The sequence below is a fragment of the Helicobacter bilis genome, from assembly GCF_001999985.1.
In the GTDB taxonomy this organism is placed as follows: Bacteria; Campylobacterota; Campylobacteria; order Campylobacterales; family Helicobacteraceae; genus Helicobacter_A; species Helicobacter_A rappini.
The window spans coordinates 2,448,101-2,471,189 of the sequence record NZ_CP019645.1; the positions used below are offsets into that span (position 1 = coordinate 2,448,101).

The window sequence follows — 23,089 nt, forward strand, 5'->3', positions numbered from 1 at the left end:
GAAATTATATTAGTGCAACTAAAAGCTCTGCATCAATACATGAGCTTTATATGTCAAATATTTCATGAAATAAAATGATCTTTATATGCAAATACACAAAATCACATTTAACACCCTAATCACAAAGATTTGCAAAAAGTCCAAAACGCCCTGTTACATTTTCTTTACGATATGAAAAATAAGATTCATCACAGCAAGAGCAGTTTGGATAAATCTCTACTTGCGATAAGGAAATATCAAAAGATTCTATCTCATCGCATAAAAGTCCTATCATATCAAATTTATAGGAATTATTCTCACATATCACATATTTTTCCCCAAACTCTTGTATTAATTTCAATGCTAGATTTTTATCAATCTTATAGCAACATTTGCGGATTGATGCACCAATAAATATACAAATATCCTGTGTCTTTACCCCATAATCACGCATAAAAAGCATAAGTGCATGTGTGAGAATCTTAGAGCACACACCAAGCCTACCTGCATGCAAGACTGCAAATACATTCTGTGATTTTGCATAGACTAAAATCGGATTACAATCTGCCACCATACTCATAAGCACAAGGTTTGGATTATCACAAATAATTCCATCGCCATCACCTACAAGAATTTCATCGCATTGATTTGGTAGCAAAGTGCTTTCATGCTTCTTTGTAGTTTCATTAAGGCTATGCCGACTAGATTCTAAAAAACCTATAAATATTTTTTAATATCCAAAATCCCCTTTAACATAAACCCCCCTATATTATCTTTTTAGATTTTAATCAACACCGAAACACAAAAAAATCTAAAACCCAAGCCTCAAACATAGAAGCTATAAGCCCCCTAAAACTTATACTGCAATCTCACATCACCTTTAACACCAAAGTTACCTTGTATATCAAATAGGCTAGAGATTCCATACTGCAGGGATAAATCATAGTCAAACTTATTATACCCAGTGAAATTCAGCTGAAAGCCAAGCGTATTATTACGCAAATCATAGCCCATAAAGTTTTGTGCGTTGCTAAGGCTTACAAAGATTTGATCACCAGAGCTATACACCCCTTGCTTTGCGATGACTTGTGCGCTATATATCGCATTCTCTTTTACAATGCTATATTCCACACCAGCCCCAATCGCAAGATTAAAATCATTATATGCTTTTTGCTTATAAGTCGTGCCACTAAACGCACCGATACCATTAAAGCCGATATTAATAAGCCCCACTGGCTTTAACACCTGCTTAAACTCTCCAAGTGTCCCAAAGTCAAACTTATACTTATAATACGAGCTCCACAACCAGCCAAATGTCCCAGCTCTCATGCTATCACTTGGCATGTTATTTTGAGATTCTATAGTTTTATTGCTATCCATATAGCTAAAGTTCATATTGCTTTGGACTTCATGCACTTCTTGTATATCAGTATTGACATAGAATCCGACATTATAAAACAACGAAGTATCTTTGATACCACTAAGGCTATAGTTTGACCCACCGATACCAGCCATAGCACCGATTAAGTAGTCATTACTACCAAAGCTAAAGAGTCTATCATAGCCTAAGTTTGTGCCATAAAACACGAGATTCCCACCACTTTGTCCAAAGTAGCCGCCACCGACATTTACCCACGCATTATTCTTTTTTCTCTGTTCTTCGATAGATTCTATAATCATGCGTATTTCATCAAAGGCACTAGGCTCTGTATCACTTGCTACCTCTGCGTTTGCCTGTGTGTTTTGTGCGGTATTCATCACTAGCTTATATTTTGAAAAGGTAGGCTGCATGACTTTTACCTGCATAACCCTTGTATTTATCGCTTCATTATTTGCGTATAGGACTTTATTACTCATCGCAGAGCCATTGTTTGTAGCCATGTTATTCATATTTTGATTTACACCTGCAAGATAGCTATTTAACTCTTGGTGTTGATTTGCCATACCTGCCATTTGCACGAAATCATTTTTAGGATTATGCTGTATGACAATCTCTAGCAATTTATCATCATTGATATAGTTTTTTAACTCATTGTAGCTACTAGGATCTTCTTTGGTAAATTTCACTTTTACTTGTCCATCTTCTACGATAGTAACCCAATATAACGGCGTGTTATTCTCCGCAAATTCAAAATAGATTCTCTTATCCGTGCGATTATCCGTAATGCTTCCAGCAGAAATAAGTGTGTAGTATTTATTGAGCTGAAAGTCTCCATTGCCATTACCGCTACCATTTGGTGCTTTTATGCTTTCATCTAGCTTTACATCAATGCGTGTGCCATTATCTAGCGTGAGATTTTTACCATCATTTTGCACCACTCCGTCTTGCCCCATAGTATTACCTTGCAATTTCAACGCATGGAATCTATCATCATTTGTGCCTGCTTGTGCGGCAAGTTTTGCAGGGTCAGATTCTGAATATGCTTGATTTGTAGGGTTTGTAGCATTTTCGCTTGTAATATCTCTTGAGTTCGCACTATTACTTGCCATATTTGATATAGGCTTATTGTTTTGAGTAGGTTTGCCCACATGCTCTAAAGTCAAGCTTTGCGAGATAGAAAGATTTGCTTGTATAGGCGAAGTGATATGATTTTGTTTTGCCATATCGTGCTTTAAGATTCCAAAGTGGATTCTAGAATCTGCGTCAGTTGTAAGGCTTGTTGTATTATTACCATTATTTCCAAAGCCCTCGCGATTCATATCCCAGCTATTGACATAGACATTGCTACCACCTTTTGCGTCAATATCAAAGTTTTTTTGTGTGCTTTGTGTAACTTGCTTTGTCAAAGGATTCTCATTTACTTTTTCTAAATCAAGGGCAATATATACATTACTTCCACTAGTTGCTTCAAGCTTTTTAATCTCTAGCTTTGAGCCTATCTCGGTTTGAATCTTAGTATCACCACCTTTATCAATTTTCAAAGCATTATTAGAATCTGTCTTAAAAGTTGAGTTATCAGCTATATAGAGATTATGCTTGATTCCATCTGTGCCTTTAAGCGTTACATTTGCAGAATCTTGTAGCCATACATTTTCGCCGTAGAATTTTTGAGCTTCTACACTCCCATTTTTAAATACAAAATTTGTAACATTAAATTTCGCTGTATCTTTTATATCAAATGTTATGCTGCTTAAATTATCCGCAATGATTGTATTAGCATTTAATGCTGTATTTTCTCCATCTAATTTAATGCTATTAAAGTTATCTTTCAGTGTTAAGATTCCACCCTCTGCGATATTGAGACTAGCTCCACCTTTCAAATCCACACTTGCAGTAATATTGCTAAGATTAGAATCTATTTTAGAGCCATCACTTGCTGTGATAGCACCTTTATATTGTGAATCTTGCAAAGCTTTGCCAAAAGCTTCAGAATCTTTTGTGAGAGATTCTTTAGCGTGGGCTGTTAGCGTGATATGGCTTTTTCCTTTAGCGTCAATATTAAACTCTTGTTCTTTACCGCCTAACTCAAAGTTTAACGCCACGCTTGAATTATTAGATTCTAACTTCTTACCATTCCCCAAAAAGCTAGAATCTTTATCTACATTGACATTCAGCTGTAAATTTGTCGCTTTTAGGTTAGAATCTATTTTTCCCCCAGTTGTTAGCACGATATTGCTAATCTTACCATTCATAGATTCATCAGCAAAGCAATCTACCCCGCTTTTACCATTACATTGCGTATCTAGTCCGCGTTGAGTTGTGCCGGTGAGTTCAATGCCTTGCGTGGTTTTTAAAGTCGCTTCGCGTATAACTTCTTGCCTTGTGCCTTGCACTATATCGCGTGTCCCACCGCCTGTTGTCTCTTTGAATCCATCGACAATGATTAGCGTGTTATCTTGGTTTTGCGAAGTGATTTTGTCGCTTACTTCAAGCTTTGAGTTTTTACCCTCTACTAAGATAGAGTTTTTAATATTGGAATCTTGTATATCTTTTGTGCCGTTTTGTATATCTTTTAGCGTGATAGATTTTAGGGTTAGGCTAGATTCATTCATTACGCCGACATTGCCGGTAATATCTGTGCTTGTGCCGGTAATATTTGATTTATCTTTTACAAAAAGATCATAATTTGTTTTTTTATCAAAGCTACCCAAAGAAGAGAGATTATCTAAGTTAAAAGTAGATTTCTCAAAGCCTAGAGATTCTGTAACGCTTAGTTTGCCATTGCCGTTTGTTCCGCCATTGTTTCCAGTAATAATATTGTTGTCATTGCCATTCCCTTTTAAACCTTTAAAGATAAGATTCTTAACTTCAGCGGTGCTGTCCTTATCAATTTTTAAGATTGCGTCAGTTTTATGTGCTTCTCTATCAAGTGTTAAAAAGTCTGCCTTTAAACTTGCCTTATTTTTCAAATCAAGCTTAGCGTTAAAGTCATAAATGCTTGAGTTTATCTTTGTGCCGTCCGCTTCAATACTGCCTTTAAAGTGGATTGTTTGATTTGCAATTTTTTGACTTTCTATTGAAAGTTCTTTTTTCTCTACTTGTTGCTGATACTCAAAGCCATTGCCGGTGGTGTTTTCGCCGTCCTTTTTATCAATATAGTGTTTTATATTTCCGCCAAAGTTTATAGTAGATTGATTGTCTGCTTTAATGTCTGCTTCAAGTGTTGCTTCTCTACCTATATCAAGGTTTGAGTTTTTAAGATCGACTTTGCCGATTTTAAACACTCTATGATCCCAGTCGGGCTGCTCTAGTGTGCTAGGGCGACTTAAGTCCATCCAGCTAGGCAACAGACTGCCTTCTGCTTTTTTTACAAGTTCCAAAAGATTATGTTTTACGCTTGAGCTGCCGAGACTCACCATTATATCTTCTCTAATATATGCATGAGTTGTAGGGTGTCCTTGCAGCACGACTTTACCATCATCTACTTGTAACCCCTTGACATTCACATTCCCATCAAAGATTAGTGCAGCTTTGTTCTCATCTGTTAATGGTTTATCATCGCCTTTATAGATAAGGTTTATATTATTGTTACTGCTTGAATTATCTTTTTTGGAATCTGTGCTTTGTCCAAAACTTGCATGGATAATGGTATCCGCTTTTTCTTGTGTTTTATTTTTATCTGTGCCGTAGCCGTAACCCTCTATGACTATATTGCTTTTATTAGTATCTCCCGTTTCAGTATTTATAATATTTGCAAAGGCGTCGTTACTAGAGATAGTATTTAGTGTTAGCGTGTTACCCTTTAAGTCTAAGTTCCCACCGCCATTGCCAAAGTAGATTCCAAGATTTTCTGTTGTGTCTTGTTTTAATTCAAAATGGTTTTGAAAATCTGTATCCAGTTTCGGTGGTTTATATTCCGCACCAAAGGCTTGTGCTTTGCCCTTTACTAGCTCTAAAGTCCCACGCCCACTTGTGAGATATACGCCATTAAAGGCTTGAGAATCAGTATCAAAGATGACTTTTCCGTCGCCTACGCGTAAATAGCCGTATTTATTCTCGCTTGGGGTTTGTGTATATTTAGTTTTAATGACTAGTGTGCCTTTACCGACTTTATGTAAAGAGTCATTTACCCCTGTTTTACCATTTACAAAGCCTAGCTCCCACTCTACCTTTACCTTTTCATCAATATCAAGCCCTGCACCATCAAAGCCAAATATACCGCCATTGGCTTGACTATTGCCGTTAGCACTGCCGCTTGTAACTTTATATATGGTTTCGCTTTGCCCCTCTTTTGCTTTAAATACAAAGCCACCGATATTTCCGCTATCTGCCAGTCGTATATTTTCCTTTGCTGTAAGATTCCCACCACCACTAAAGACTATGTCTTTATCGTTTTGTTTGCCCGTCCATCGTCCATTTTGAAAGCCATTGCTTTCATAAGTCCATGAATTCCCCCCTAAATCCAAAGCCTGTTCATGTTCCTTTTTAAACTTCTCAAAATCTGCTTTAGTCGCTATTGCCACACCGGCATATCCAGCACCCAATAAGTCCGCCGATGAAGTAACGCCAAAAACTTGCCACTTTTTCTCTTTTTGATTGTAGATATAAAATGCTGAGCCACTATCACCGGGGGTTATGCCGTTATACCATGTTAAATCCGTGCGTTGTGCTGCTTTAAGCCCCCAAGCACCCGTTACCTTTGATTGTGCGTAAATAATCTCATCAAATTTTATCGCTCCAAAGCTCCCTCCACGAAGTCCTGTGCCACCGAAAATACCAGCTTTATCAAAGCCTTCTCCATCTTGGTGAGCACCATCTCTAAGGCTTAAACGCCCTTGTCCTGCTTGAAAAATATAATATGTGCCATCGCTATTTTGATAATCTTCTAATGCTTTTTTTAAGGCTTCTAGATTCTTTTTTTCTTCTTCAGGTGATAGCTTATTGCCTCCATTTGTTTCTGGCAGTTTAGCATCAAACAACTCAGTTTCACCCTCTACAATATACTTATTAAAACGCAAGAATTTTACATCAAGTCCATTATTGCTATATTCCTTAGGTCTACCATAGTAGCTATTTCCCCATTTGAGTTGTCCCTCTCCATTTAGTGTATTTGGATCAGTTATTTGTTTCACATGCGTAGCGGTAATGGCAAAATTCCGCCCTAGTGCAGTAGAGTTTCCATTATTACTGCGTGCGGATTGATCGATTATAGGTGATTGGAAATCAACGGACACACCCGGTGTTTTACTTGAATGCAATATCACATTTTGTGCCCCTGCACCGAATACGCCTTTATTTTGTCCAAAATCCAAAAAATCACGATAGAAAAAATGCTCGTTACGAATGTCTTGTGCTTTTAGACTAGTCATCACGCCTAAATAACCAGCAAGGGCTACTGCGATCCACTTTTTCTTCTGCAACATATATGTCCTTTTGATATAGTTTTGGTTAAATAAATATGAAAATTATGCGATGATAGCATGTTTTGTGCCATGTTTGTTTAACAAAAAAAAAAAAACGATTTTCTGCAGAATCTTGCCCTATTTTGCGATGAAACTTTGTGTTAATGATTATTATTTTATTTTGAGATTTTAGGACGAAAAGTTTTGAAATTTAGTTAAGCAAAAATTTTTCGCTATGCTTAAAATGACAAAACAGACTCTTTTGCTAGTTGCTTTAAAAAGGTAGCGAAGATCTAAGTTTCTAGATTTCAAAGTAAAAGATTAACATACTTTGCGTAGTATAAAACTTTTTATGTTTAAGTTTAATAGAGTAAGGTATATTACCAATTATTTTGATTATACTAATACGAAAGGAATAATATGCTTGGTTTTAATGACTTATTGAATCTATTTAGCACAGACATAGAGTGGAATACACATAAAGCCGCAGTGTTTCGCTACTCACATGGTTTTTGCTATTTTCATGCGATAGAGAGATTGCCAAAGATAGACGCACAAAAGCTAATAGGCGTGAGAGAAAATTATGAGTTATTAGAAAATAATACAAGAAATTTCTGTGAAAATAGCCCTGCTGCAAATGCACTTTTATGGGGTGCAAGGGGCTGTGGTAAAAGCTCTATTGTAAAAGCGGTATGCTATGAATACGCAAATAAATATCCAAATCTTCGTGTGCTTGAGGTTGAGAGTAAAGATATTGCGATTTTGCCGCTTTTATTTGATTGTATGCGTTTGCTTAGGGAATATAAATTCATTGTGTTTTGCGATGACTTGACTTTTAATGCAAATACTTCCACATATCATGGGTTAAAAAGCACACTTGATGGTTCTATGGAGCAACAAGCAGAAAATATACTCATATATGCTACTTCAAATCTGCGGCATTTAATGCCAGAAAAGGCGGATTTAAACATGCTGCATACACAAGATTCTATACATGAAGTCCTTGCTTTAAGCGATAGATTCCCATTGCAGATTGGCTTTTATGACAATGGGCAAAAAGAGTATTTAGAAATACTAGAGCATTTAATAAGAGAAGAAAATAGCGATTTATCACAAGAGATGATAACATATATCATGCAAGAAATAAAGCAAGATTCTCTAAACTTTGCTACAAAAATTGGCAATAGAAATCCACGCACAGCAAAAAGCTACTATGCCCTAAATCATGCTAGAATCCTAAATTTCATAAAGACTAAGAATGACTAATAAGATATAAGGGAAGGTATGCAAAAAGATTTTTTTACAAGTCAAAATAGTAAGCTTTTTTGCAACACAGGATTACATTTTGTGCTAACAAATCGCTATCATGGCGTAAGTAATGCCCCATATAATAATCTCAATCTCGCCTATCATGTCGGTGATAACTTAGAATCTGTAAAGAAAAATCGAGCATATATCATGCAAAAATACTATGAAAATAAAACGCTTTTGTATCTTAATCAAATCCATTCTAATACTATCTTTACTATACGAGAAAATAGGGGTATATTAGAATCTACACCTTTATGGGTGGGTGCAGGGTTTGGGGTGCATTTTAACAAGAAATTAGATTCTGTAACAAAATATCATGTTGAGCAAAGCAAGGTATCTAATATAGAATCTAAAAAAGATATTTCGTGCTTACGCACTCAATATGACAATTTATAGTTTTTAGATTCTAAGGTTGTTTATTGTGAGACATGACACTGATTTGTTTGGAATGATGGTAAAAAAAATCAGATGTTTTTCTTCACGCTATCAAGCTTTGAAGTTCCATTCAGGCTGGAGTTAAATTTTTGAAGCTGTATTCCATAGATGCTGTTGCAGAGGCTTGATAGTCGGTTGCAACCTTAATTATTACATTATTATAACACCCAGTTATTGATACAAGGGTTTAAGGCATATTTATTTACAACAAGCAATATTTTAATATATAGTTTTATATAAATCCCTTGCCACAGCGACCAACATTTTGCAGGGAAAAGTTTAGAGATTCGCTATATAATTCATCATCAATAAAAACTTTTTGTGCTTGTAAAATCAAAGTAGAACAAGTTTGGCTAAACTGCAAAATATCCTTAAAATCACAGAAAAATGCAACTTTCACACCTTCAACACATGGGGGATAATCTTTTGCAATCTCTATTGTTGGAATCTTATAGGTTGATGCTTCACTTATATTATAAGGCAATTCTGTGCTTGTTTGCTGCATTGATTCTAAGAAGTCTGGTTGCACCGTGCATATTGTCGCCTTTTTTGTGAGTTTTGCATTCAGCAAGGTATCCTTCATATCGCCATTACTCTTATTCATAATGCTTATACCAAATATCATAGGTGTAGCACAAAGTGGTGCAAAAAAGCTAAATGGTGTAAGGTTTATTATGTCGGCATTACTCTTTGTGCTTATCCATGCAATGGGTCGTGGTGTGATAGAATTGCTTAGAATCTTATAGTTTGCAAGTGGTGTTGAGGTGGAAATATCAAGCAACATTATAATCCTTATATGGCGAGTTTATGATAAGTAGATTATGAGATAATTCCGCACAAGTGTAGCAAAAAACTAGCTATTTTGCAACTCTATTTTGAGAGAGAAAATAGCTAGTCAGTAAAGAATCTTTACAGGTAAGTTTGGTTTAGAATCTTATGTTGTAAAATTTAGACTAACAGATTCTAATGCGCCACAGCTTCACTTATACCAATGCCTGTTTGAGCTCTAAAGTCTTGTGCTTTAAAGCCTTGCTTATCAATGATTGATCTCTCGCTAGAATCTAACCTAGAGATAATAATGATTGATAAAAATGCGATAGGCATACTAAAGATAGCAGGGTGTTTATATGGGAAAATTGCCTCTTCAAAATGCAAGACATCAACCCATACGCTAGGGCTAAGTAGCACGAGTAATAACACTGATAAAAGCCCGATTAAACCACCATAAAGCACGCCATTTGTTGTGAGATTTTTCCAATAAATGCAAAGCAAGATAATAGGAAAATTCACACTTGCAGCAATAGCAAATGCAAGTCCAACGGTAAAGGCTACATTTTGCCCTTGAAACACAATCCCAAGCAGTATAGCCAACACGCCAAGTCCAATAGTCGAAGCTTTTGTAACGCGCATTTCAAGCTTTGGATCGCATTTACCATCTTTTATAACATTTACAAATAAATCGTGGCTAATCGCACTTGCCCCTGAAATAGCAAGTCCCGCTACAACTGCCAAAATTGTAGCAAATGCCACCGCTGAAATGAAACCATAAAGCACATTACCACCTAGCACTTTAGACAATGCGACGGCTTCCATGTTTGCAGCAACACTGAATTTACCATCAACGATAAATTCTGGATTCCCGATTAATAAAGCAATAGCACCAAACCCAATAAGAAAGGTAAGTATATAAAAATAGCCTATAAGTCCGGTAGCAAAGAAGACTGACTTTCTTGCTTCTTTTGCGTCTTTAACCGTGAAAAATCGCATAAGAATATGTGGTAATCCAGCAGTCCCAAACATTAATGCTAAACCAAGAGAGATAGCAGATACTGGATCAGGTAGAAATGTCCCGGGCGACATTATGGCTTCACCTTTTGCATGATTTTGTATTGCCATTTCAAAATAATGTTGCAAGTTAAAGCCAGTAAGATACAAAACCATAATAGCCATAAAACTTGCACCGCCAAGCAATAAACATGCTTTAATGATTTGCACCCATGTTGTAGCGTGCATTCCCCCAAAGGTAACATAGCATATCATTAAGATTCCAACTAATATTACAGCCGTGCTATACGGCAGACCAAAAAGCACTTGTATAAGCCCACCAGCCCCTACCATTTGAGCGATTAAGTAGAACACGATAACGCTTAAAGCAGAGATTGCTGAGATTGTTCTCACCTTTTTAGATTCTAAACGATAGGCGATAATATCTGCAAAAGTGTATTCACCAAGATTTCTAAACTTTTCAGCGATTAGAAATAGCACAATAGGCCAACCAACTAAGAATCCAATAGAATAAATCAGTCCATCAAAGCCATTCACAAACACAAGTCCAACAATACCTAAAAAGCTTGCTGCACTCATATAATCACCAGCGATTGCGATGCCATTTTGCATACCGGTAATGTTACCACCAGCGGTATAGAAAGATTGTGCTGATTGTGATTTTTTACTTGAATAATAAGTAATGCCAAGCGTTGCTAATACAAACGCTACAAACATGCTGATAGCAATGTAGTTTATCGGGGCTTTCTCCACATTGCCTACATCAATACCTGCTGCTACACACTGCATAAATAAACCATAGCTAAATATGATTCCAAATAAAATGCCTTTTTTACTCATAACTTTCTCCTTATTAAAAGCTGCTTTGCTTTATAGAGCTAGATTCTGTATGTCTTTCATCGCTTTTATTGCGATTAGATTCTGTATTGAAACTTAGAATCTATTCTTGTCATATTGAGTGCGTAAGCACGAAATATCTTGTTGAGATTCTATGCTAGATATTTCGCTACGCTCAATATGACAATGTTATAGAATCTAAATTTTTCACTTACACTCTAAATTCTATGCTTATCTAAATGAGGCTAGATTCTAAAACTTTAGTATTTTGCTATCTTAAGCTATTAGAATCTAATCCTTTAGATTTCATTGCAATATAACAATCACTAAAATCTAAAATCTTGTAAAATGCACCCATAAAGGCGACAATCTAGAATCTAAAGCACAAAATCCAAACTCCATAACACAACTATTTCTCATTTTGCATTTCCTTAACCAAACCTACACGATCCATCTCTTCTAGCACTTCGGCTTGCTCTTTATCAAAATATTTATTCGCAAACAGCGTATAAATCCCTGTGCTTACAATCGATAACACAATAATAAACACACCTAAGATAATGCCTAAACTGATCGCACTAGGACCTAATCTGTATCCAAGAATTTCTGGGAAAAATCCAACACTAGCAATAAATGCGTAATAACAAACAAGAATAATCAAAGAAAGATAAAGCGAAAACTTATTGCGAAATGACACAAATTTATAGAATCTCGCTCTCACTTCCTCTTTTGAAGCGACTGCCTTACCCATGCTAACTCCTTATATCACAGAATATTTACTTTCACAACCAGATATGTAAGTAAATGTATTTATAATGTAACATAAAAAGCAAAAAAATTACAAAAATAATTGCTACATTACTTTTTTTATAATAAACACGGAATTATATTTTGCAATAAAAGGATTCTACAATGCCCTAAATCATAAAATTATGTTACTTTTTAACACATAATATTTCAAAAAACTATCTAAAAATGGCTATTTTTTGCAAAAATAAGGGATATGGGAGATATAGCTAAAAATGTAACTTTTTTACAATGTTAAAAGATACTATAAAAAAATAAAAGCTATATTATAGATAATCTTTAAATATAAAGGAATGTGTCGCACTACAACTTTTTTAAGGTGGCAATAAAGTTACATAGCCGCATGTATATTAAGCTCTTTAATCATTCTCTGCATTCGCAAGGTATCAATGCCATGTGCTAGACAGGCTTGTTCTATATTCTCCATTGCCGCTTTATTACAAGTAAGGCAATATAGACCATAACGCGCAAAGATTTTCTCACTAATCTCGCCCAATGTCTCTAAAACTTCTGCGATATTACTGCTTTCATTAATCATATTGCAAGTATTTTTCAGGCTATATATAGGTTTCTTTACATAATAAGGTGTTTGCAAGATTCTCCAAAATTCTGTGTGATAAATGTCTGGATTTCTGCTAAATTCACACCAATAGCCAATGGTTGCCTCGTCCCAAGATTCATTACTTTTACAAATATACATTAATATCTCACTTGGAATCTTCATAGTAAGATTTGGAGATTCTATAACTTCATCTTGTATTTGTAGCCATCCTTTTTCAACTATAAAGGAAAATGCTAAATCTAGCTTAGAATCTGGATATACACTCACACTTAAATCTTCACAAAATGTCATTTCTGGAATCTTATTAAGATTTACAAAATAATCTAACACAACTTTTTTATCAAATACATATTCATTCTTATTTGGATAATACTCTAAAAACTGCTTTTCATCAAAATCATCTTCAATGTATTTAGTAATTGTATCGGTATGATAGAGATTCTTATTTCTTTCATGCTGTATTAGCTTATTATCCCCTACATTAAAGGAATCTCCAGCAAGCATGGCAATAACTTCTGTATCCTCCTTATTGAATCTTTCTAATACATTATAAATAGTATTTTTTCGCACAATTTTCATATATTCAATATGCTTTGGGTGATTTAGAATAAAATGTGAAGCAAATGGGATAAAATACCTTGCTTTATAAAGTCTGCACACTTCTACCAACATATCAAGGGTAGCAACTCTACTTTTTTCATAAATATCAACCTTTTGTTCTCTATCTAAGTGTGTATAGGTCGCAGGATAGCCAGAAGCCCCGGGAGAGAATGCCGCACAAATGCAATCTAGGCTTTTAATCTCTCTGTGGATTCTATGATTTATACCCGCATCATTAATATTTAAGATTCTAAAACCGCCAATTTCAAATAAGGCTTGTGCGTCATTCCAAAGAGAAGCAGGCTCATAGATTGTAATATAAAAATCATCATTTATTTTTGTGCGTTTGCCAAAAGGAATGCTATAAATATGTAAAAATCCTAAGTCTTCTAGTCTCTTCTCAAGTCTAGTATTCGCAAAAGCGGGTATGTATATGGGAATCTTTTTATCAAAAGAAAGTAGCGTTTGTGCGTGAAAATGATCGCTATGCTCATGTGAAATCCATATAGCATTCGGCTTTATATCCTTTGCTTTAATTAAAGGCTTAGGATAATGTCTCCATGCTCCAAAAAACGCATATCCATCAATCCAGGGATCACACACTAAGCTAAAGTTATTATATATAAACTCTAAACAAGCATGTGCGTGCATATTTATTGTGATATTTGCTAGTTTATTGGTTTGCGGGGGGGGGGGGGTGATTGCTTGTTGTTTCGTATCAAATACATAATTATCAATATGTATATTACCAGATTTATCGATATTTGCTTTATGTGTGAAAAGATTTGCATTTTGTATATTATGAGATTCTCCACTTTTTGCATCAAAACGCCAATTATGCACCTTACAATATACTAAATCTTTATTATCACAATGAAGTGTCGCTCCTTGATGCGGACATACCGAATCATATATTTTTATATCATTGCCATCTTTATAGATAAAAAATTTATGTCCTTCAATCACTCTTTCATTTAAGCCAGAATCTAGCTCATCAATATGTGCTATATACATGTTTTTCCTTTATTATAAAGTCTTATTTTGCATTATCTTATTTGCATATTCTAAATCCGCTAAAGTGTCAATGCTATGTTCTTCACTCATAAGATAATAATGCGTATTTTGCGGTAAAAAGCTAGGATTTTCTATAAATAAATCTCGTTTCACAATATAGATTGCCCCATTACTTTGATAGGTTTGTGGCAGACTTTGACGGGGTATAAATGGATAGGTATTATTATGAATGCCTTGCAGACTACCATCTTCCTTTGCGATAAAGGCTTTTAGAATCTTATTATCAATTTGTGTAACGCTAATAAGTGCATTCGCATTTTTCTCCTTAAAGATTCTATATGCTTTATCAATATCATTAGAATCTCTTAAGGGCGAAGTAGGTTGTAATAATATAATATTATCAAAGTCTTTATAATGCTTTATTGCATGTAATATAACTTCATCACTTGTAGTAGAATCTCTAGCTATTTCTTCTGGACGATTTAGCACTTCTACTCCTTGAGATAAGGCATATTGAAGTATCAAATCTCCATCACTACTCACTACAATCTTATCTATACATTGTGCTTTCTTTGCAGATTCTATTGTATAGTAAAGAAGGGGTTTTTCACAAAGCATTGCAAGATTTTTATTCTTAATGCTTTTAGAGCCAGCCCTCGCTGGGATTAAGGCTAGATTCATGTTATTTCCTTTTGGACTTTTACATGTTAATAAAGCCTTAATTATATCAAAATTTTAGCAATTATGCTTTTTGGGGCTTACTTATGCTTATGCGGCATTGCATGTGGCATACCGCCATTACCACCGATATGTCCTATCTTGCCATGAGAATCAATATTATATGCTTGACCAAAGCCTTTTACAAAGCGCCCTTCTTTGAAGCATATCTTTACCAAATGAAAATCCTGCATCGAGCGGACTTGGGCTACACCACCACCTTTTCCTACTCGAGATTCAAAACTATCATACACTTTATCAAATAGACTATCTCTAGGCATAAACTCCACGCTTACATCATAAGTCAAACGCTTTCTTGCTAAAATGCTTTTTGTTTTACTCTCATCTTCTATAAACATGACTTGGACTGCATTAGGATTTGTGCGTAAATTTTGGCAATGTGCTGCGACTTCGCTCACATATAAATAATACTCTCCATCATATCTTAGTAGCGGCGAGTAGCTAATATGCGGTTTATTATCCTTTGATAATGAAGTAAGCAAAATCGTATTAAACTCTTCTTTAAAAGATTCTATCTCACTTGCAACCTGATCGTCTTTTTTGCTGATTGCCATGCAAAGCTTAATAATAGCATCTTTATAGTCTTTCTCTTCAGTTTTCGCAGGAAATGGCGCAAAGACTTCTTTGCCATCTGCTTGTATTTTCATGCCATCTTCATTCACCCCGCTTAGTGTTGCCACCTTTGCCTCAAAGCCACCATAAAGCTTTACTAAGCCCTGCAACTCCGCTGAATGATGATTATTCATATGCTCTATAATACTTGTAACACTCATGTAAATCTCCTAAAATTTAAAATATTTTTACATAGTAACACAAGAATAAATAAAAATGATAAATATTTTTATTTTGTATTGCATAAAAGAATCTATGCTGTGTAATGTTGCATATTAGCTCAACAGATTCTAAGATTTTACTATATTTTATGGTGTTATGCTTTACAAATTTAGCATTAAATGCTAGAATGTCAGCCTTTATTTTATCAAAAAGGACATTTATGTTAGAAGGCAAACTTAGAGATAGTATTGGCAAAACAAATGCGAAAGCATTGAAGCGAGATGGTTATCTAGTTGCTAATATCTATGGTAAAGGCAAGGAAAATATACATTGTGCGTTTAAACGCAATGATTTTATCAAATACATGCGTGCGAAGCAAACACTTATTTTTCCTGTGAAAATCGATGGCAATGTATATGATGTTGTTGTGCAAGAATATCAAAAAGACCCAGTAACAAGTGATATTTTACATGTAGATATGATGTTTGCAACAAAGGGTTGTGTGGCAAAATATAAAGTGCCAGTGAAAGTTACAGGCTCACCTATTGGCTTGAAAAACAAAGGTGTGCTTGTATTCTCGCGCAAAAGAGTTGCAGTAAAATGTGATGCGGCGGTTTTACCAAATGATTATACACTTGATGTGAGTGGTCTTGATGTTGGACATGCGATCCTTGTGCGTGATTTACCAGAGATTGCTGGTGTTAGCGTGATTGAGAAGCCATCAGTTGCTATCGTTGGTGTAATTAAAGCTAAGTAATAGAATCTTATCTAATATACGCTCTTACCTTACATATAGTAAGGCTCTCTCTTTACTATTGTAGTTTGCATTTATGTGGTTACAACCTACAAGCAAGTGCAAACACAGCTATATCTCTTTTTAACTTATTTGTTAGTCATCGCTTTAGAATCTAAAACACAATCTTGTATGTCTTTATAATATTAAGATTTGACAAAGTTTGTGTATAATCTCTAGCATTTTTAAAACAAGATTCAGTATGCAAGGTTTTAGCATGATAAAAAACATTGTAATGTTATTTTTTCTTATTCTAGGAGCACAAATAATGCAGGCAAATACACTTTCTCATCTCACAATCAATAATATCAAGATTCCAGTCATTAGCGAACAATCAAGTGTTATACCGACTGGGCATGTAGAAGTGATTTTCATTGGTGGTGGAAATATGTTTAATCCACCTAAAAAGCCCTTAGCAAGAGTAGCAAGTGCTGTGTTAAATCGTGGCACAAAAACGCTTGGCAATGTGAAATTTGCAGAACTGCTTGAAAGCAAGGCTCTTGATTTAGACATTGGTGTAGGTCAAGCAACTTTGACTTTTACGCTTGATTTTTTAAAGGAATATGAAGACTTTGCCTATACACAATTAGAAAATCTTATAAAAGATCCAAACTTAACAAAAAGCACATTGCAAGATGTGCAAAAAAAGCTTCACGCAGCCCTTATGAGTAAAAGCAGCGATTTTGACTATCAGGCTACTTTGTTGCTTCAAAAAGGTATTTTTGCAAAGACGCCTTTAGCCTATCCAGCCCTTGGCAACACAACACAAGAAATAGATTCTGTAAGTCTAAGCGATATTAGAAACTACCTTGATAAAACGCTCACACTTGAAAATATGGTGATTGTGATTGGTGGCGATTTAGACATAAAAAATAGCCTTGCAAAACTTCAAAAAGTGTTCTCACATTTACCGCAAGGAAAAAAGGTTAGCATACCGCAATATAAAATTAAAACGATCGCTATGAAAACCGCCAAAAAAGACACACAACAAGCCTATATTTACTTCGCAAGCCCTCTAAATATCCAAAGTATAAAAGATGATGGCTATAAGGCACAAGTCGCTGGTTTTATACTCGGTAGCTCTGGCTTTGGCAGTCGTTTAATGGAAGAAATCAGGGTAAAAAGAGGACTTGCATACTCTGCTTACATGCGTCCAAACATTACGCGAACTAGCACTTATTTTGCAGGTTATATGCAAACAGCACTTGATAAACAAGATGAAGCGATTGCTCTAACACAGCAAATCCTAAAAGATTTTGTCGCAAAAGGGGTTACCCAAAAAGAGCTAGATTCTGCAAAGCAGTTTATACTCGGCAATAAACCATTGCAGGAAGAAACGCTAGGGCAGAGACTAAATGCAAAATTTATGAATTATTATAATGGTTTGCCCCTAGATTATAGAGAGGAATTTTTACAGAAAGTCGCCTCGCTTGATTTAGAGACTCTGAATGAATTTATCCGTACACATGCAGAGATTGCAAACCTAAGCTTTGCCGTAATTACAAAATAGGATAAGATTACTCTGTTGTGAATAGTAGAATTCTTACCCAATCCATAGGTAATTTATATGCATTGTAGAGTGTGCATGGGGTTTATTAATGCCACTTTTATTTGGATAGAATCCTTGCAAGGTTATGTATCTGTCGTTACGCCGTTTTGCGTGATTTATAGAAACCAGATAGATTTCATGTATTTACAATAAGATTAAATCATTAAAAATACCAAAATCATAAAACAATAAACTGAAGTTAGGCAATATATTAAATACTAATTTTACCTGATTATATTAAAAGCATAATATTGTGTATATTTTACACAACACATAGAATCTAAAATTACAAAATGCGATGATATGAGATTGCACTACAAACAATTATGGATTTTCCTAGCTAGACTCTAAAAATTCATATTGCATTTATTCTCAAAATTTCTTTAGAAGCTAATGAAATTAAAATTCAACTTCAAATAAAAATGAAATAGAATTGCAATTCAAATAAAATTAAGATACAAGCAAGTTTAAACTAAGATATTTCTCTCGCCTTTGCTGTTTGGTGGAGAGAGAAATCCCTCTTTTTCTAGTGCTTCTACAAGTGATGCGGATTTATTATAACCAATGCCTAGCTTTCTTTGTAGATAGCTAATAGAGGTTTTATTATCCTGCATCATAACTTCTTTTGCCTTATCAAGCAAACTGCCATCACCGCTAAATTTATCACCAGAAACTGCCCCGGGCTTTGTCTCACTAAGAAAGCTTTCATCATATTGTGGCTCTCTTTGTGCCTTGATAAAATCTACGATATGCTCTACTTCTTGTTCACTCACCCATGGGGCATGGATACGCATTAGCCCATTTGTTGTTGTGAAAAGCCCATCGCCATTGCCTAGCAAGTCTTCAGCACCCATTTCATCTAATATCACTTTAGAATCAATGCGACTACCGACGCGATAGCTAATGCGTGAGGGAAGATTTGCCTTGATATGTCCGGTGATAACATTTACGCTACTTCTTTGCGTAGCAATGATTAAGTGCATACCAGCTGCCCTTCCCATCTGTGCGATTCTTGCGATAAAGGCTTCTGCTTCCTTGCCACCTGTAATCATTAGGTCTGCTAACTCATCGATTATGATTACAAAATTTGGCATTTTGATACTTACTTTTTCATTATATGAAGCGATATTTTTGACTTTAATCTGTGAGAATAGCTCATAGCGTTTATCCATTTCAATCGTTGCGACTTGCAGGGCTTTTATGGCTTTATTTGGGGCGTTTATGATAGGTGTGATTAGGTGTGGTAAGTCTTCATAAGGGGCAAACTCTACTTGTTTTGGGTCAATCATCATAAGCTTTAGATTATCTGGGTCATTGCGATATAAAAGTGAAAGGATAATCGCATTTACCCCGACTGACTTACCGCTACCTGTGGTCCCTGCTACAAGTAAATGGGGCAGTTTTGCTAGATTTGCTACAATTGGCGTGCCGCTAATGTCCTTGCCTAAAGCAATAGTAAGTGGGTCTTTAGAATCTAAAAAGGCTTGTGAATGCAAAATCTCTCGCAGATAAATCGTCTCTACCTTGCTATTTGGGATTTGGATACCGATGACATCTTTGCCGGGTATCGGGGCTTGGATTCTAATGCTTTTTGCTTTTAGAATCCTTGCTAAATCATTTTTGTGGCTTAGGATTTTTGAGACTTTTACATGGGTTTCTGGGCGAAACTCAAAGGTCGTTACAACCGGTCCTGTAAGCGTGGCGATAATATCACCGCGGATTTTGTGTGCGTTAAAGATTTGCAGCATTTTATCAATCTTAGAATCTAGCTCAACATCTTGTATGCTATCTTGGGCGATTGGCTCTTGGAGTAGCTTTAGCGGTGGGAGTATGAAAGGCGGTAGATTTGTGCTTTGTGTGAGATTTGCTATATTTGTGTCGTGATTTGCAATGAGAATGCTATTTTCCTGTCTTGCCTCTTCTTTTTTCTGTGCGATTTGCCTTATAATCATATCTTCCCTGTTTTCATTATCGTTTGATTCTGTGATTTGTGTTGTTTTAGATTCTATATGTGGGACTAAATCTTTGATTGTAAAAGAATGTGCTGTGTCTTTTGTTTGTGTAGATATATTGTTCTGTATTATGTCTTTATGTGTGATTGTGCGACTTGCTTGCGTATCATCGTAGAGTTTTATTTTTATTGGTTGTGTGGTGGGGTTTGTATGTGTAGATTCTATATTGTTTGATTGTGCTAGATTGTGTTGTGTTGTGTTGTTTTCTATTTCGTTAGATTGTGTGTTATTTGGTTGTGCTAGATTAGATTCTGTGTTATGAAATTGTTGGTTATTAGATTCTATTGTGCTAGATTCTACATTTGGCTTTATTGTGCTTGTTTGTGTATGTGTCGCGCTATCAAAGATATAATTCATAGGTTGTGCTTGAGAGTGCGTTGGTATGCCTGTGAAGTAATTTGTCGGGTTTGTGTGTGTTGGAAAATGTGAATGTGTCATTTGCGGTGTGTATGTATTGATTGTAATGTTTTGTTGTGCTGGTGTTATTTCCTGTGCGATTTTGCTGCCTGTGCGATTTTGCTCTAAATCCTGCATGGTGCTTTGTTGTAAATAATCTTTATTTTTTAACTCTTTTGTGAGATTAGAATCTGTAATGCTAGATTCTATATTTTCTACATGTTCTGTATTCTCTTGTGTAATCTCTTTTATCTCAAAATCCTGTGTATGCTGTGTTTGGATATTAGATTCTATTTGAGTAGTTTCTATTAATATGGAATCTTGTGGGATAGATTCTGCCTGTTTAGATTCTACGCTAGAGTTTGTCTTAAGCAAATCTATGGAATCTGTATGGCTAGATTCTATTTGATTAAGGTTTGATACATTGGATTCTGTTGGTATAGAATCTATGTGAATAGTGTCTAATTTGTTGGAGTTTAGCATATTAGATTCTGTTGATATAAAATCAGTCTGTTTAGAATCTATTTGGCTAGATTGCGAGATGCTTTGTGCGTGTGCTTCAAGCGACTCTAATGGCTCAATAAAAATTTCTTTTATCTCTTCTCTTATATCATCTTGTAAAGTATGATTAGATTCTGTAGAATCTAGTGAATGTGTGGATTCTTGCGGGATAGATTCTATAATTATAGAATCCTGTGAGTTGTTTATACTAGAATCTTTGCTTATAGAATCTTGTATAACTAAATCTTGTGTATTAAAATCCTCCCGAAATTCCTCTCTAAAATCATTTCTAGAATCTTCATTGGAATCTAGCAAAGGCGGGATTATTATCGTGGTAGTTTCTGTATAGTCTATATTGTTTTGGGTAGATTCTAAAGGTGTTATAAAAGGGCTATCTTGTAGATTATTTGTTTCTAATATATCTTGTTGTAAAACTAGCTCACTTGGTTGTGAATCTAATGTGTTTTGTTGTAAGGTCTGTGTGTTTAAATCATATTGCTGTGAAGTGTAATCTATATGTTGCGACTCTAAAGTCTGTGCTACATTGAGATTGGATTCTGTAATTTGTGTTTGATTAAGATTTGTAATCTCTTGTGTAGTTTGGTTAAAGTCTGTGCTATTAGGCTGACTTAGCGTTATTGTGCTTTCATTAATACTAGGATTTGTAGTTTTGTATTCTTTCTGTGTGAAGCTCATGTCAAGCGTTTTGTAGTTTGCTTGTGTTGGCATTTGCTCTATTTTTGGTGTGTTAATCGCTTGGATTTTTATCGTTTTTTTTTGCTCGGTGTGCTGTTGGTTTGGATTTATTTCTGGCTTTGGCGTGTTTAAATGAGTATTGGTGCTATCCTTTATTTCTGGCTCTTTTATGCGTATAGTAGGGGATTCTTGCGTGATGGTTTTTGGCTGTATTTGGGCTGTGCTATCTTCCTTAAAAGATTCTAAGATTTTTGGTGTAGTGGGTGTTGCATTATCTTGTGTTGTAATGCCCTCTTTTACGCTAAAAGTCTCTGTTTTTGGCTGCTCTCTTTCCTGTGTCTTTGGTTTGATTAGATTTGTAGTCTTTACCTCTCGTGGTGGCATATCTGTGGTTTGCCAATCATCTATTGTGGGTAGTATTTTTGGAGATTGAGTCTTTGCAAAGCTTTCAAGTGGATTTGCTTCACTCATTTCTTGTTTTAGTCTAAAAGTCATTGGAGAGTCTGTATGAAATGCCTGTTGGTCCTTTTGCTTTGGATAGAGATTTGCTTTTTGGAATCTTTTTAAAAGTTCTTCATCATTATTTCGCATTTGTGTGCGTGGTGTGTGTGTGATAGGTGAGATATTGCTATCATCGTATTGCTGATATGAGAGTGTTTGTGTCGTATTTATGTTATTGCTAGGTTTTACTTGAATGCTAAATTCTTTAGAATCTTGTGGTATTTCTTGTTTGTTTGTTGTTTGTGTGTTGCTTGAGTGCTTATTTTTGTTATGTGCTAGATTCTCATTTTTTGCTAGATTTTGCATATTTGTATCTGTGTAACCATTGTTGGTATTTGTGCGTGGATATTCATCAAGGGCAGTCTCAAGTAATGGCTCACGATCTATATATTTACTTTTTGTCGTCGTGGCTTTCTCACTTAACTCTTGATTGACTATCTTTCTCTTTTCCCTTTGTATAGAATCTAATTTAAAATCAGTATATTTTGATTTGAGTTGCTGAAACATTCTCTTTGCAAAATTACTTGTGGCAGAATAAGCCATTTGCAAACTTCCGCCAAGATAGCCTAAAATAAAAGTCGCTGTGCGTTCAGCAATAAGCAGTAATGCAGTGCTAATACAAATAAATGTAAGTATCGCAACCCCAAATAGACCAATATAGGGCGTTAGCACCTCTTGCAAATAGTTGCCAAACTGACCGCTGTGAAATACAAGCGATTGCAAGAGTAATAGCCCGATAAAAAGCAGTAAATATGCAAAGCTTAACTGAATCTTGCGAAAAGAATAGCTTGTATCATCATGGAATCTATAAATAGGCAATAAAAGCAAAGGCAAATAAATGTAAGCAAGATAACCAAACATACCGCGATTAAAGTTTGCAAAACTATTGCCAAAGCCACCTATTTTAAAGAAACTATTTGTCAATGCAGCACCGCTTAAAGCCGCATCAGGCGGGGTATAACCAAAGATAGTTGCTAACCATAAATACAACACACAACAGCTAATGAAAACGAATA

Annotated in this window: 14 protein-coding genes; 5 read left to right on the forward strand and 9 right to left on the reverse strand. The window is 35.3% G+C overall.

Annotation, left to right across the window (positions count from 1 at the left end):
- Positions 1 to 115: 115 nt before the first annotated feature.
- On the reverse strand, positions 116 to 637 hold the full coding sequence (locus tag XJ32_RS10870; protein WP_254422377.1) for a purine nucleoside phosphorylase YfiH/LACC1 family protein: 522 nt from the start codon (positions 635 to 637) through the stop codon (positions 116 to 118).
- A 191-nt stretch (positions 638 to 828) separates the two neighbouring features.
- Positions 829 to 6,783: a S6 family peptidase gene (locus tag XJ32_RS10875; RefSeq protein WP_077389735.1), complete on the reverse strand. Its 5,955-nt coding sequence runs from the start codon at positions 6,781 to 6,783 to the stop codon at positions 829 to 831.
- Between the two features lie 399 nt (positions 6,784 to 7,182).
- Here XJ32_RS10875 and XJ32_RS10880 point away from each other — a divergent pair, with 399 nt between their 5' ends.
- Together XJ32_RS10880 and XJ32_RS10885 are read left to right on the forward strand one after the other, a co-directional pair.
- On the forward strand, positions 7,183 to 8,028 hold the full coding sequence (locus tag XJ32_RS10880) for a DUF815 domain-containing protein (protein WP_077389737.1): 846 nt from the start codon (positions 7,183 to 7,185) through the stop codon (positions 8,026 to 8,028).
- Positions 8,029 to 8,046: 18 nt separating this feature from the next.
- The gene (locus XJ32_RS10885) at positions 8,047 to 8,469 is read left to right on the forward strand and encodes a laccase domain-containing protein (RefSeq protein ID WP_254422378.1); all 423 of its coding nucleotides are present in this window, start codon (positions 8,047 to 8,049) and stop codon (positions 8,467 to 8,469) included.
- A gap of 271 nt (positions 8,470 to 8,740) precedes the next feature.
- Here XJ32_RS10885 and XJ32_RS10890 read toward each other — a convergent pair whose 3' ends face one another.
- The 6 genes from XJ32_RS10890 to XJ32_RS10915 form a co-directional block, all read right to left on the reverse strand.
- Positions 8,741 to 9,292, reverse strand: coding sequence for a flavin reductase family protein (locus tag XJ32_RS10890; protein ID WP_077389739.1), 552 nt, complete (start codon positions 9,290 to 9,292; stop codon positions 8,741 to 8,743).
- A 179-nt stretch (positions 9,293 to 9,471) separates the two neighbouring features.
- Complete coding sequence (locus XJ32_RS10895; RefSeq protein ID WP_077390361.1) at positions 9,472 to 11,082, reverse strand: cation acetate symporter; 1,611 nt, start codon at positions 11,080 to 11,082, stop codon at positions 9,472 to 9,474.
- A gap of 457 nt (positions 11,083 to 11,539) precedes the next feature.
- Positions 11,540 to 11,881 carry a DUF485 domain-containing protein gene (locus tag XJ32_RS10900; protein ID WP_005218282.1) on the reverse strand — a complete coding sequence of 114 codons (342 nt, stop codon included), beginning with the start codon at positions 11,879 to 11,881 and terminating at the stop codon, positions 11,540 to 11,542.
- 387 nt (positions 11,882 to 12,268) lie between these two features.
- A complete protein-coding gene (locus tag XJ32_RS10905) occupies positions 12,269 to 14,113 on the reverse strand; it encodes a Rieske 2Fe-2S domain-containing protein (protein ID WP_077389742.1) in 1,845 nt (614 codons plus the stop codon).
- Between the two features lie 12 nt (positions 14,114 to 14,125).
- Positions 14,126 to 14,794 (reverse strand): acylneuraminate cytidylyltransferase family protein, encoded by a 669-nt coding sequence (locus XJ32_RS10910; RefSeq protein ID WP_077389745.1) that lies wholly within the window; start codon positions 14,792 to 14,794, stop codon positions 14,126 to 14,128.
- Between the two features lie 77 nt (positions 14,795 to 14,871).
- Complete coding sequence (locus tag XJ32_RS10915) at positions 14,872 to 15,624, reverse strand: HugZ family heme oxygenase (RefSeq protein ID WP_004088916.1); 753 nt, start codon at positions 15,622 to 15,624, stop codon at positions 14,872 to 14,874.
- Positions 15,625 to 15,845: 221 nt separating this feature from the next.
- Here XJ32_RS10915 and XJ32_RS10920 point away from each other — a divergent pair, with 221 nt between their 5' ends.
- From XJ32_RS10920 to XJ32_RS13280, 3 genes are all read left to right on the forward strand, one after another.
- A complete protein-coding gene (locus tag XJ32_RS10920) occupies positions 15,846 to 16,382 on the forward strand; it encodes a 50S ribosomal protein L25/general stress protein Ctc (RefSeq protein WP_005218284.1) in 537 nt (178 codons plus the stop codon).
- A gap of 253 nt (positions 16,383 to 16,635) precedes the next feature.
- Positions 16,636 to 17,928 carry a M16 family metallopeptidase gene (locus XJ32_RS10925; protein ID WP_077389747.1) on the forward strand — a complete coding sequence of 431 codons (1,293 nt, stop codon included), beginning with the start codon at positions 16,636 to 16,638 and terminating at the stop codon, positions 17,926 to 17,928.
- Positions 17,929 to 17,985: 57 nt separating this feature from the next.
- Positions 17,986 to 18,120 carry a hypothetical protein gene (locus XJ32_RS13280; RefSeq protein ID WP_302475937.1) on the forward strand — a complete coding sequence of 45 codons (135 nt, stop codon included), beginning with the start codon at positions 17,986 to 17,988 and terminating at the stop codon, positions 18,118 to 18,120.
- A 314-nt stretch (positions 18,121 to 18,434) separates the two neighbouring features.
- Here the strand turns inward: XJ32_RS13280 and XJ32_RS13370 are convergent, their stop codons facing one another.
- A complete protein-coding gene (locus XJ32_RS13370) occupies positions 18,435 to 23,066 on the reverse strand; it encodes a DNA translocase FtsK (protein ID WP_155761521.1) in 4,632 nt (1,543 codons plus the stop codon).
- Between the last annotated feature and the right edge of the window lie 23 nt (positions 23,067 to 23,089).